The organism is Flavobacterium aquicola, from assembly GCF_003385115.1.
GTDB classification, from domain to species: domain Bacteria; phylum Bacteroidota; class Bacteroidia; order Flavobacteriales; family Flavobacteriaceae; genus Flavobacterium; species Flavobacterium aquicola.
In genome coordinates this window covers 1-14,020 of record NZ_QUNI01000010.1, presented here as the reverse complement: position 1 = coordinate 14,020, position 14,020 = coordinate 1, and the positions used below count along the sequence as shown (strand labels likewise).

The window sequence follows — 14,020 nt, the reverse complement described above, 5'->3', positions numbered from 1 at the left end:
TAATGTGTTAATTTGAAAATTAGATAATGTGTCAATTAGATAATTTGAAAATTAAACCCTTTGTGAATTATCTAATTGGCTTATTTTCTAACTGACTAATTTTCTTTTAATTGTTTATTAATAATTCTAAAAAAGTAGAATTAATTTCAGTGAAATCTTTAAAATTGTATTGTGCTTCATACAGCGTTTCTTCATGACCAATACCAATACTAAGCATTTTGGCAATGTTTGCTGCCTGGATTCCTGCAACCGAATCTTCAAAAACAATTGAATTCTCATTTGAAACATTCAATAATCGTGCGGCATGAAGAAAAACTTCCGGGTCTGGTTTTGCATTAACGACATCATTCCCGTCTACGATAGCATCAAAAAAAGACAGAATTCCCGTTTTTTCAAGAATTGGTCTTGCATTTTTACTGGCCGAACCTAAGGCAATTGGCTGATTATTTGCTTTCAAAAACTTTAAAACTTTCATTACCCCCGGCAAAATTTCAGTCTCATTCATATCTACTAAATACGAAAGGTAATCTTCATTTTTTTGGATTAACCATTTGTCTTTTTGCTCCTGAGAAGCCTGCACGTTTCCTAGTTCTAAAATGATATCTAAGGAACGAACTCGGCTCACTCCTTTCAATAATTCATTATGTTCTAATGTGAAATCAATTCCTAATCCATTTGCGATTTTTTTCCACGCCAAGAAATGATATTTGGCAGTGTCCACGATTACGCCATCAAGGTCGAATATGAATGCTTTTGTGTTCATTATTTTGAGATTCTTATTTATATTTTTGGTGTTATATCATCTACATCTTTTACTTTGTAGACCAAAACAGCGGCGATTAAAAAACTTACTCCGCTGGTGATTAAAGCATAAATGGCATCGCCATTATAAAGATATTTTACAATTGGACCTCCAATAAGTGCATTTATGATTTGTGGAATTACAACAAAAAAGTTGAAGATTCCCATGTAAACTCCCATTTTTTTAGGCGCTATAGATCCTGCTAAAATTGCATAAGGCATTGCCAAAATACTTGCCCAAGCCACTCCTACCAAAACCATAGGAAGTACCACCCAATTTTCATCTGGCATAAAGTAAATTGAGATCAAACCGATCCCGCCAATAACTAATGACAATGCATGGGTAGATTTTCGTCCGATTTTTTTAGCAATGTATGGTAAAAAAAACAGCGCAACGATAGCCGAAACTAAGTTGTAAACGCCAAATAGAATTCCAACCCAGTCTCCAGCGTCCTGATATTGCTGGCTTGAACTGTCGCTTAATGGCAAACCGTAAATATGGTGTGCAATGGCTGGAGTTGTAAACACCCACATACCGAATAACCCAAACCAGGAAAAGAACTGTACCCAGCTTAATTGACGCATCGTCGTAGGCATTTTTGCAAAATCAGCAAAAATATCTGTGAGTTTTGACTGCTCTTCTGTTTTGATTTCGACTTCACCTTGAGGATCTTCAAATCGGGCTAATTCTTCTGGAGAGTATTCTTTGGTTGTAACCAAAGTCACTACAATCGAACCAATTAAAACAGCCGCTCCGATAATAAATGACAATGTTAGGTTTAAAGGTACACTTCCCGGCACGGTACTATTTGAAACGTGAAACCATTTTGCCAAAACATAAGGCAGCGCCGAACCGATTACAGCCCCAAAACCAATCAAAGCAGTTTGAATACTAAAACCTGCTGTACGCTGATCTGTCCTTAAATTATCACCCACTAAAGCGCGAAAAGGCTCCATGGCAATATTGAAGGAAGCGTCCATTATCATTAACATTCCGGCCCCAACCCATAAAGCAGGTAATACAGAAATAAAAATATTTGCTTGTGGCATTAAAATTAAACCTACTGATGCTAATATTGCACCAACAAGAAAAAACGGCTTTCGTCTTCCAAATTTTCCCCAAGTTTTATCACTGTAATGACCAATAATAGGCTGTACTATCAAACCCATTAAGGGAGCAATAATCCAGAACCATGACAGCTCATGTACATCGGCACCAAAAATTTGAAGAATTCTGCTGGCGTTTGCATTTTGAAGAGCAAACCCCATTTGTATTCCCAAGAAACCGAAACTCATGTTCCAAATTTCCCAAAAACTTAATTTACGTTTTTCCATTATTAAAAATTTTACTTATTTACTTACTAAACAGACAAATACAATGAATTTTTCATTTTAGGCCTAACTCCAATTTATATAAAAATTACAAAATGAAATTGAGACTAAAACATTACTCCAAAATCAATTTTCAAAACCAAACTTTTTTAGATCACCCTTTCCAAAATAACTAATATGATATTTCGAAAAATGATTGAACTTTAATTCATTTCTAAATTCAGTATGTTTTAAATAAAAATTGTTATCGCAGTGATACGGTACAGTTAAATAAATAACCTTTGCAGGAAACTCATTTAAAATATTAGCTATACTGTTGTAAAAATTCATTAAATCATCATAATAATTTATGAATCCTTTTTTCAAAAGATTTCGTGTCTGAAAAAAATTATAACACGAAATTTATCGTTATAAAAAAAACTCATCTTATTTTCGAAGTAAAAGAAAAGTTATAAACGTGGAGTAAATGTATAAAATTCTTTTTGGATTATTTTCAATAAAATTCAAAAACAATCGTTTTTTTTTACTACAAGGTTGTAGTAATTAATAAATTACGTATTTTCATTGCAAATTTTTTAGAATTAACATTTGGGAATAAAAAAATCGAATGGAAAAAATTCATTCGATTTTAATTTTTTAAACTATATTTTATCTAAAAAAACTTTTGCTTCATTTTTTTTTGAAGTCTAAAATTAGTTGGTAGATTCTCTTTCTACCAGATAGGTTTCAATAACTTCGGTTATGTAATTTTCTTCTTCAGATTCATCTTCAGATTCTAAACGGTCAATAATTATTTTGGCAGCGCGGTTCCCCATTTTAACACCGCTTTGACTCACAGTTGTAATTGTTGGCGTAGAATATTTGGAAATCATTCCATCTGTAAATGCTATAACTGCAAGATCTTTTGGTACATTTAAACCTATTTTATTAGCTGTTTTAATACAGGTGACAGCAAATATTTCATTTACGGCAAAAACAGCATCAATAGCTTCGTCTTCCAGCAGTTTCCCAATAATAATTTCACAGGTATCAATGTCTTCGATTTTTATAATCAAGTGCTCATCAAAAGGCAGACCATTATCCAGCAAGGCTTTCACATAACCATCAGTTCTCAGTTTTCCCACGCTTACATAATCGACAGTTGTCACCAAAGCTATTTTTTTTCGTCCTTTATCAATTAAACTCTGGACAGCTTCATAAGCAGCCTGTTTATCATCTATTATAACTTTATCGCATAATATTTCATTGGTCACCCTGTCGAACATTACCACTGGCATTCCTTGGTTTATGACTTCAGTAATATGATGAAAATCACCTTTAAACTGGGTTTCTTTAGAGAGAGACATGATGAAACCATCAATACTTCCATTAGCCAAAAGTTCCATGTTAAGCACCTCTTTATCAAAAGAATCATCAGACAGACAGATAACTACACTGTATCCGTTTTCATTGGCTATTTGTTCAATACCGTTAATCACAGTAGAGAAAAAATGGTGTACAATTTCTGGAATAATGATTCCAATAGTTTTGGTTTTACGGTTTTTCAGACTAAGCGCAATATTATTCGGTTTATAATGATAAAACTTAGCAAATGCCTGAACCTTTAATCGTGTTTCCTCACCAATTTCCGGACTGTTCCTAAGTGATTTTGAAACAGTTGAAATTGAAACATCCAATTCTTTGGCAATTTGTTTTAACGTTATTTTTTTCTTCATCATAAAGGGGCATTATTGGATCACAATATTCAATTCGTAATAAAGGTAACATAATTTTTTATTTATTGTAAATATTCGCATAAAAATGAATATAAAAAGCAAAGTTTTCAACACTATCACGTTTTCGTAAGCCTATATAAATTTCATCTTGTCGAACATGTTAATAAATTCATAATTTTGAAATTCGAAGTAATAAAAACATAAACAAAACTTAACCAAAAAAACAATTAATTTAAACAAAAAGTATGAAAACAATTTACAAAAAGTTGTTATTTTTATTACTCCTGCTTCCGTTTTGTGCAATGGCTCAAAATAAAGTTGAAGGAACGGTACTTGATATTGTATCAGGCCAGCCTATCCCAGGAGTAAATATAAAAGTAAAAGGGGGTGCTAGCAATGCTTCAACAGATTTTGATGGTAAATTTCAATTGGCAAATGTAAAGCCTACTGATGTCCTGACCGTTACTTATATGGGTTACCAGACTAAATCCGTTACAGTTGGATCTCAAAATTCGTTAACTATCAAACTTGAAGAAGATGCCAATCAATTGAAAGAAGTTGTAGTTCAAGTTGGATATGGAGCTATCAAGAAAAAAGATGCTACTGGAGCTGTAGCCGTACTGTCCTCAAAAGATTTTAATAAAGGTGCAGTAATTTCGGCTGATCAGTTGATTGCAGGAAAGGTTTCTGGAGTTGTTGTAACAAGTGCAGGAGGATCACCTGATTCTACTTCTAATATTCGAATTAGAGGAGGTTCTTCTTTAAGCGCAAGTAACAATCCTTTAATCATAATTGATGGTGTTGCTCTTGATAACATCACTCCTGCAGGTTCAGCGAATCCTATGTCACTTGTAAATCCTAATGATATTGAAACTTTTTCGGTTTTGAAAGATGCTTCGGCAACTGCTATTTATGGATCTAGAGCTTCCAATGGTGTAATTCTTATTACTACTAAAAAAGGAACTTCGGGTACGCCACAGTTTTCTTATACAAATATTACATCAATAGGATATATTAATAAAAATATTGATATGATGGATGGTTCAACTTTTGCAAAATTTATCCAGACTAATTTTCCTGCTCAGACTAATTTATTAGGAATAGATGATCCAACTACTACTGCAGTTGATAATCTTACCACACCTGAAATTGAGGGAAGAATTCTATCGAATACTGATTGGCAAAAAGTAATTTATAGAAATGCCGTTTCATCAGATCATAACTTTAGTGCAAAAGCAAATTTATTTAAAAAAATACCTTTTAGAGCTTCTGTTGGTTATCTAGATTATGAAGGTTTAGTTAAAACAAATGATTATAAGAGATATTCAGGAGCTTTAAAATTATCTCCTTCACTACTTGAAGATCATTTAAAAATTGATGTAAATGCAAAATTGTTGCGCTCAGAAAAGAATGCTGTTGACGAAGGAGGAGCAATTGGCAGTGCTTTAAATATGGATCCAACAAAACCTGTGTACGATAATAGTGCAAGCAATATTTTTGGAGGATACTATCAAAACTTAAATCCAACAACTCAAAATATTGCAGGACAAACAAATCCTTTAAATATTTTAGAGCAAAGAAAAAGACCAGAAGAAATTAATAAGTTTTTAGGTAATGCACAATTTGACTACAAACTTCATTTCTTGCCATCTGTAAGAGCAGTTGTTAACTTAGGTCTTGAAGCTTCTAATTCACATATTGAAGAGGTATATGGAGATTATGCAATTCAGACTTATGGTTTAAATCAAACTACAAATACTAATATCTTGAATCCCGGTGTCAACTACATTGAAGACCAAACAATTACAAACAAGACTCTTAATTCTTATTTTGTATACACTTTGCCTTCAACTAATGGTTTTGTTACCAAATTTGATGCTCAAGCGGGATATGATTATCAAAATTTTGTTGTAGACGGCAATAAATCTATTTTTAGATACAACCCAACAACTCATATTAGAGAGCCATTTACAGAGAACTTAAACAATACAAATAACAGGTATTATAACTCTTACAATATTCAGTCATTCTTTGGAAGATCAAATGTTGATTTGTTAAATAAATATCTTTTTACTTTTACAGTAAGAGCTGATGGTTCTTCTTTGTTTAAATCAGATAACCGATGGGGTATTTTTCCTGCAGTAGGCTTTGCATGGAGAATTAAAGAAGAGTCTTTCCTGAAAGATGCTGAAACTATTGGAGACTTAAAATTAAGATTAGGTTATGGTATTACAGGACAACAAGATATTATTAGTGTCGCAGGTTACTATCCTACTTCCCCGTTATTTTCTCCAGGTAAAGTAACTAGTCAGTATTTGCCAGGAATTAATACCTATTCAGCAAATCCATTTGATGACTCATTGACTTGGGAAAAAACAACTACAATAAATGCTGGAATTGATTTTGAATTGTTTAAAAATGGTTTACTGTCAGGTACTGTAGATGTTTATACTAAAAAAACTAACGATTTATTAGCAAAAGTACCAGGGAAACCAGGACAGTCTCTAACAAATGAGTTTGTTGCAAATGTTGGCTCCCTTAGAAACAATGGTGTTGAGGTTAGCTTAAACTTAAAACCTATTGCTACAGATGATGTTACTTGGATTATAAATGGTAACGCTGCTTATAACGAAAGTGAAATTACTGATTTAAAAGGTGTTACTGCAAATCCAGTTGCCGATTCAAAACTACCAACAGGAACAGGTATTGCATTTGCTTATAATGCTGTAGGACAAGCTCCCTTTTCTGCTTGGGTATTAGAACAAGTATATGATGCTTCAGGAAAACCTATCCAAGGGGCCTATGTAGACAGAAATAAAGACGGAGCTATAACTAATGACGACAAATATTATGAGCCATTGAGGCCTAAATTCACTTTTGGTTTTGGAACTACACTTACTTATAAAAATGCTGATTTTTCAGCCAACTTTAGAGGTCAATCTGGTGGAAAAACATATAATTCCAGAAATTTAGTTGCTGGAAATGTAGCTAGAGCTTTTGATACTCAATCCAATACTTTAAACAACGTACTAGATATGGATTTACCATTTCAAAATACATTAAACGGTGTTGAATCCTCTGATTATTTCCTAGAGAACGCAAGTTTTGTACGTTGTGAAAACATTACACTCGGCTACAAATTTAAAGAATTAGTAAAAGGACTAGACTTGAGAGTTTATACTGCTGCAAATAATTTGTTTATTATCACCAAGTATTCAGGTCAAGACCCTGAGAATTTTAATGGGATCGACAATAATTTTTATCCAAGACCTACAATGTATAGTTTAGGTGTTAATCTTGATTTTTAAATAACTAGAATATGAAAAATTTTAAAAATAATATAGTAGGTTTAGGGTTATCCCTGTTACTATTTAGCTCTTGTGTAAATGATCTAGATACGGAGCCAAAAGTTGAACTTACCTTTGATAAATTAATCGCACAAGATCCTAATGCAGCTTTGGGATTAGTATCAAAAATGTATGGCACTTTTGCCTTAACGAGCTCTAATGGACCAACTGAATCTGATATAACAACTACAGATCCAGGAGAAACAGGATTTTTGAGAAACATGATTAATCTCGAAGATTTTACTGCAGATGACATTAAAAACCGTTGGGGAGATAATGGATTGGACCAATTGACTACAACTTCAAAATGGGATGAAAACAATAAATTTTTCAGATACCTGTTTGACAGAGTGTATTATACAATACCTAATTGTAATAACATTATTAATGCATTGGGTACTACTAACGTAGAAAATAAAGACCAATACGTTCGTGAATTACGTTTCTTAAGATCTCTAGCATATTACTATATGATAGATTGTTTTGGTAAAGGAGTATTAGTTACTGAAGCTGATTTGGGTACGATTGAAGCTAAGCCTGAAGCCTCCAGAAAAGAATTATTCGATTTTGTAGAAGCTGAATTGAAAGCCATTGAACCAGGAATGCCTGCTAAAAATACATATGGCAGAGCAAATCAGTCAGTAGTTAGAATGCTTTTAGCAAAACTATATCTTAATGCTGAAGTATATACTGGTACCCCTCGCTATGATGATGCCGCTATATATATTAAAAAAGTAATCGATGAAGGAGGCTACACATTGTCTCCTAATTTCAAAAGTCTTTTTTCGGGAGATAACAACACATCTACTGAAATTATATTTCCATTAATTGCAGATGCTCAAGTAAGTCAAAGTTATGGAAATACTACATATTTAGTACAAGGAAATGTTGATGCCTCTACCATGACACCTTCTGCTTATGGAATAACAGGAAATGGTTGGGGCGGACACAGAGCAACTAAAGCATGGTATGGTTTATATGGAAGTGATTTAGCTTCTTCTACAGATGATAGAGCAAAGTTATTTTGGACTGCTGGACATACTTATGAAATGGATGATTATAAAACTTGGGTAAATGGTTATCCTGCTATTAAATTCACAAATAACAATTATTCAGGATCAACTACTTTGACAGAGTTTTCAAATACTGATTTTCCATTATTCCGTTTAGCAGATGCTTATTTAATATATGCTGAATGTAATTTGAGAGGAGCTGCAAGCACAAATGCTACTACTGCTTTACAATACGTAAATGACGTTAGAGGAAGATCCCATGCATCCGCAATAACTGCTTCAGAACTAAATCTTAATTTCATTCTTGATGAAAGAGGAAGAGAGCTAAATCTTGAAGGACACCGTAGAACAGATTTAATTCGTTTTGGCAAATTCACAGGGGGAACTTATTTATGGCCTTGGAAAGGTGGTGCCAAAGATGGAACTTCTATCCCTGACACCTATAAACTATTTCCATTACCATTAACTGCGCTTAATGCTAATCCAAACTTGAAACAAAATCCAGGGTATTAATAATATTAATTTTTTCCTAGAAGAAGTATCTGGGAAAATTTAAAAAATTAAATTATGAAAAAAATAATTATAAGTCTAATTTTATTAACAGGAACACTGGCATCATTAGTTGCTTGCAGTGACCCTGCGCTAGACCCAGTAGCTTCTGTTGTTCAAAATACAGCTGTCAATTCACCTGCTGCTGGAACAGATTATATCTTAGAAGCCAAAACAGCATCCGATGACGTGTTTACCGTAAAATGGTCATCAGCAGATTTTGGATATATTGCGGCAGTAGCTTATCAGTTGCAAATAGTGAAATCTACATCAACTGACTTTGATAAAGATGCTAAAAGCTATGATCTAGGAAGTTTCAATGAAAGCCAAGAAGGAAGTATTCATGAAGTAACACTTACTCAACGTGAATTAAATGGAATTCTTTTGCCAGCAGGTGGTTCCCCTGGAGAGAAAACAAACTTTAAATTTAGAATAGTAGCAAGTCCAGCTGGACAAGAAGCAAAAGCCACAAATAAATTGGTTTCTAAATCAGCCGAAGTTGCTTTTACAGCAACTCCATATGATACATTTGATGAATTTGACAAGCTATATGTACCAGGTAATTTTGGCGGATCTAGTACATATGCTGATTGGAATCCTGCCAATGCACCAAAAATATATTCTCCTTCAAATGACGGAAAATATGAAGGTTTTGTTTGGATGAATGTTGCTAGCCCAGCGTTTAAATTTACGGATGATCAAACTTGGACTAATGATAAAGGAGATATTACTGAGGCACCTAATACATATACGACATTAGTTCATAGCAATGGGAAAGATATAAAACCAACTAGTGGTGCTGGCACTTATTTTATTACAGTAGATTGGGCAAAAAACACATACTCCATAGCTCCGAGACAAGTAGCTGTAATTGGCGCAGCTACTCCAAGTGGTTGGGATGCACCAACTTATTTGAACTATGAAACCAATACTGAGTCTCCGTATTTCAGAATGTACACTGTCGATTTGACTTTGAAAGCTGATGCTTTCTTAGTACGCTTAGCGGATGATTGGTCTGTAAAAATGGGTACAATATCAGGAAGTAAAGAAACATTAGCTGCCACTTCGGCTAATAAAATTAGATTAAATGGAGGTGACATGGCTGTTCCTTCCGCAGGAAATTATAAAATCGTTCTTGATCTTAGAAATGCTGCAAACTATAATATAAGACTTATTCCAAACTAATTTTATTTTAAATACACAAAGAGGCTGTCTCAAAAGGATAGCCTCTTTTCTTTTATATTTTTAATTCAATAATAAATTTTCAATGTTAAAATTAATATATAACTGAATTTTACATTTTTATCTTAAACAAATCTGTTACATATTTCTAATCTAATTCCAAATGATATGAAAAAACTCATACTTTTATTATTGCTCTTTGTGTCGTTGGGAAGTGTGGCTCAACAGCAAACTGTCACATATTCAATAAGTCCGAATCCATTTGAAGAAACAACTTCTATCACAATTACCATTGATGGAAACAGCATCAATGAAGCAATTTGGGGAGTAACCGGAAATGCGCTTTATTTATGGACATGGGCTTTCGGTTTAGATGATATTACTGATAAAGGAACTCCTCTCAATGGATCATGGGACGCTTCAAATGAAGCTAGTAAATTTACATATAATGGTAGTAACGACACATATACAAAAACATTAATACCTACTACTTATTATAACACTACTAATATTGGAAAAATTGGTTTTTTAATAAAAGCCAAAAATGGAAATGGTGATAAAAAATCACAAGATATACGTGCAGAGGTAGGTTCTTTTCAAGTTAACCTTACGTCTCCAGCTCAAAATAGTACCACTATTTTGTCTTCTGGCTCAAATTTATCTATTACCGCAACAAATACAAATGGAGTGGCAAGTTATAATTTAAAGTCAAATGGCATCAGCATCAATACAAATCCAAGTACAGCAAGTTATTCATACAATCACATCAACATTTCAAGTAATCAAAACTATGAACTGGAAGTAACCCAAGGCGTAACGACAATAGTTAAAAAATTTACAGCAGTCGTTAATCCAAATACTGTAACTGAAACCATTCCTGCTGGATTAGCTGATGGAATTAATTACAATCCAACTGATGCAACAAAGGCTACTTTAGTTTTGGATGCTCCATTAAAAGATTTTGTATATGTTGCGGGAAGTTTTAATAACTGGCAGCCAAGCAATGCCTATGCGATGAAAAAAGATGCAACCTCAGGTTCAACAAAATTTTGGCTGGAACTGACGGGACTTGTATCTGGAACAAATTACTCTTACCAATATTGGGTAGGAGAATCTACTCCAATTGCTAATTCGCCCGCTCTTGTAAAAACTGCCGATCCATATTCAACGTTAGTACTATCGCCATATGATGATGCAGGAATTCCAGCTGCTACTTATCCAAATATGCCTGTTTACCCTACTGGACAAAATTATGAAGTAACCGTTTTAAAAACTGGCCAGACTCCCTATGCTTGGAGTACAGCAACAACTAATTTTGTAAAACCAGAAAAAGATAAATTGGTAGTATATGAATTGTTAGTAAGAGATTTTGATGCCAACAGAAATTATCAAAATATAATTGACCGCATTGATTATTTCAAAAATTTAAAAATAAATGCGATTGAATTAATGCCCGTAATGGAATTCGAAGGTAACGAAAGTTGGGGTTACAACACTTCGTTTCACATGGCATTAGATAAGTTTTATGGATCATCGGCCAAACTTAAAGAACTTATTGATTTATGCCACCAAAATGGAATTGCTGTAATTCTTGATATTGCTTTAAATCATGCTTTCGGAAGAAATCCAATGATAAGAATGTGGATGAACGATCCAGATGGAGATGGATTTGGTTCTCCTACTGCCGAAAATCCGTATTTCAATACAGTAGCAATGCATAGTTATAATGTCGGAGAAGATTTTAATCACCAGCTGCCAAGAACTCAAAATTATGTAAAACGTGTAATTAAACAGTGGATAGAAGAATACAAGATTGACGGTTTCCGTTGGGACCTAACTAAAGGCTTTACACAAAAATGCCCATCAAATGTCGCTGGCGGACAAGAAGCTTGTACCGGCAGTTATCAGCAAGACAGAGTAGATATCTTAAAACAATATGCTGATTACTCTTGGTCATTAGATCCAACTCATTATACAATTTTCGAACATTTAGGCGGAGATAGTGAAGAAAGAGAATGGGCAAATTACAGATTTGCAGAAACTCCTAGCAAAGGTGTAATGATGTGGGGTAATTTAAACAATAATTACAACCAATTATCAATGGGATACAATTCAAGCAATGATATCTCCAGAATGTATAGCCCAAACCATACCGGTTTTTTAGGAAATAGAGTTATGGGGTATGCAGAGAGTCATGATGAAGAACGTCTAATGTATAAAAATTTACAGTTCGGGAATTCTAGCGGATCATACAATGTAAAAACATTAAACACAGCATTATCAAGAATGTCAGCTATTGGTGCAGTTTCCTTATTAATACCCGGTCCAAAAATGATTTGGCATTTTGGTGAACTAGGCTGGGAATCTTCAATATTCACTTGCACTGACGGTATTGTAAATGATAATTCATCAACAATCACTGGTGATTGTAAATTGGCAACCAAACCACAGCCACAATGGGTCAGTAATTGGCTGAGTGATGCTAATCGAAATAAAATCTACAGTGATTGGGCTAGAATGATTGCCTTAAAAACAACCGAACCTGTTTTTTCAGGTACAGCTACAATTCCAGCAACTACAACTTTAACTCCAAATATTAAAATAACCAATAGTTCATTGGCAGGTTCTGCTCTTAAAGATGTTCTTATCATTGCGAACTTAGATGTAACGCCAAAAAATGTGGCAACAGGATTTCAATACACTGGTTCATGGTACAATTTAATGGATAATTCCACATATAACGTCACAGATGTAAATGCCACCATCAGTCTGCAGCCAGGTGAATTCAGAATTTACGGCAATAAATCGTCTGTCTTGGCACTTAGTGATTTTCAAACCATGAATGATATTTTCATTTCACCAAACCCAGCATCAAATTACTTTTCATTAACTACAGATACTGCCAAAATCCAAATATATGCAATAACCGGGCAGTTAATCAAAACATTCATTAAACCTCATACTAAAGAATACCAATATAATATAAGTGAATTGAGTAATGGTTTGTATTTTATTAAAGTTTACAACGAAGACAATAAGGTAAAAGTGATGAAGTTCATCAAACAATAAACATTTTTGAGTTAGTTTAATATGTAATCAGCCATCAAATTAAGTTTTGGTGGCTTTTTTTATAAAAAATATACAAAAATAATAATGGCATGTCCCAAGGGCCGGGCTGTCCATTATATCTTTTCTTTTCCTAAAGAAGGAAAAGAAAAGGATGCCATTTCCATCCCTCATGCAGATACATTTTCACAACAGTATTCCCAATTATTTCAAGGATTTAAACAAAAAAACAGCCCGAATAAAGCTGTTTTTCTCAAAATCCTAACTATTCTTAACCACAATCTGATTAATTAACTTCTGCCACATTATGGTTTTTAATCTTCATATCACCTTTGTAGACTTCGGCGATCGATTTTCTGGATAACACAGCATCATCAGCAACCACAATCTCATGAGTTACTTTCTTTAAATTAGTCTCAACTTCCAAAAAGTAAAATCCAGCAGGAAATTCCTCAAGACTGTAAGTTCTCAGTATCCCTGCTTTTCCGGTTACTGTTTCATTGTATATCACTTCATGCGACTTATCATAAATCGTTATATTGGCTTTCTGGATATCATTTACCGAAAAACTGATTTCTTTTCCTTCTGCTTTTTTCACATTAAGCAGAAAATCATCATTTGATGCATACGTATTGATAGTGGTCAGTGCCACTGCTGCTGCCAGGCTTAATTTTAAAATCGTTTTCATAATACTGTCTTTTAAATTAGTAATTATTTATACTGCTAAAATAATATCATTATTTCTTTCAAAACACAACTGCTTTTTCTGATATAACTGCTATTTTAACTCTTCGAAAACGATATATTATAAATAAAGGCAAAAAAGCACCTGTTTTAGGGCAATATGTAATATGTTTTTTTTTAATAAAACGAACCAACAGAAAACAAAAAACCCTGTTTCGTTATGAAACAGGGTTTTATAAAGAAAGGCAGCGACATACTCTCCCACATAACTGCAGTACCATCTGCGCAGGCGGGCTTAACTACTCTGTTCGGGATGGGAAGAGGTGAGCCC

The 14,020-nt window shown here is 33.7% G+C and carries 8 protein-coding genes and 1 rRNA gene; 4 read left to right on the top strand and 5 right to left on the bottom strand.

The genetic code is table 11. The features are described from left to right. Window positions 1-106: 106 nt before the first annotated feature. The 3 genes from pgmB to C8P67_RS15635 form a co-directional block, all read right to left on the bottom strand. On the bottom strand, window positions 107-763 hold the full coding sequence (gene pgmB / locus C8P67_RS15650) for a beta-phosphoglucomutase (RefSeq protein WP_115814119.1): 657 nt from the start codon (window positions 761-763) through the stop codon (window positions 107-109). A gap of 17 nt (window positions 764-780) precedes the next feature. Next, entirely contained in the window at window positions 781-2,136 is a 1,356-nt protein-coding gene (locus C8P67_RS15645; protein ID WP_115814118.1) for an MFS transporter, read from the bottom strand. A gap of 689 nt (window positions 2,137-2,825) precedes the next feature. Beyond that, window positions 2,826-3,848: a LacI family DNA-binding transcriptional regulator gene (locus C8P67_RS15635; protein WP_115814116.1), complete on the bottom strand. Its 1,023-nt coding sequence runs from the start codon at window positions 3,846-3,848 to the stop codon at window positions 2,826-2,828. A gap of 245 nt (window positions 3,849-4,093) precedes the next feature. On the opposite strand from C8P67_RS15635, the gene C8P67_RS15630 reads away from it, so the two are divergent. The 4 genes from C8P67_RS15630 (at window position 4,094) to C8P67_RS15615 (ending at window position 13,008) form a co-directional block, all read left to right on the top strand. Beyond that, window positions 4,094-7,156, top strand: coding sequence for a SusC/RagA family TonB-linked outer membrane protein (locus C8P67_RS15630; RefSeq protein WP_115814115.1), 3,063 nt, complete (start codon window positions 4,094-4,096; stop codon window positions 7,154-7,156). An 11-nt stretch (window positions 7,157-7,167) separates the two neighbouring features. Continuing rightward, window positions 7,168-8,721 carry a RagB/SusD family nutrient uptake outer membrane protein gene (locus C8P67_RS15625; protein ID WP_115814114.1) on the top strand — a complete coding sequence of 518 codons (1,554 nt, stop codon included), beginning with the start codon at window positions 7,168-7,170 and terminating at the stop codon, window positions 8,719-8,721. Between the two features lie 54 nt (window positions 8,722-8,775). Beyond that, a complete protein-coding gene (locus C8P67_RS15620) occupies window positions 8,776-9,942 on the top strand; it encodes a SusE domain-containing protein (RefSeq protein WP_115814113.1) in 1,167 nt (388 codons plus the stop codon). A gap of 165 nt (window positions 9,943-10,107) precedes the next feature. Next, window positions 10,108-13,008 (top strand): alpha-amylase family glycosyl hydrolase, encoded by a 2,901-nt coding sequence (locus C8P67_RS15615; RefSeq protein ID WP_115814112.1) that lies wholly within the window; start codon window positions 10,108-10,110, stop codon window positions 13,006-13,008. A 283-nt stretch (window positions 13,009-13,291) separates the two neighbouring features. On the opposite strand, the gene C8P67_RS15605 is transcribed toward C8P67_RS15615, so the two are convergent. Continuing rightward, on the bottom strand, window positions 13,292-13,693 hold the full coding sequence (locus C8P67_RS15605) for a DUF3244 domain-containing protein (protein WP_115814110.1): 402 nt from the start codon (window positions 13,691-13,693) through the stop codon (window positions 13,292-13,294). Window positions 13,694-13,929: 236 nt separating this feature from the next. Beyond that, window positions 13,930-14,020, bottom strand: a 5S ribosomal RNA gene (gene rrf / locus C8P67_RS15600); the annotation flags it as partial.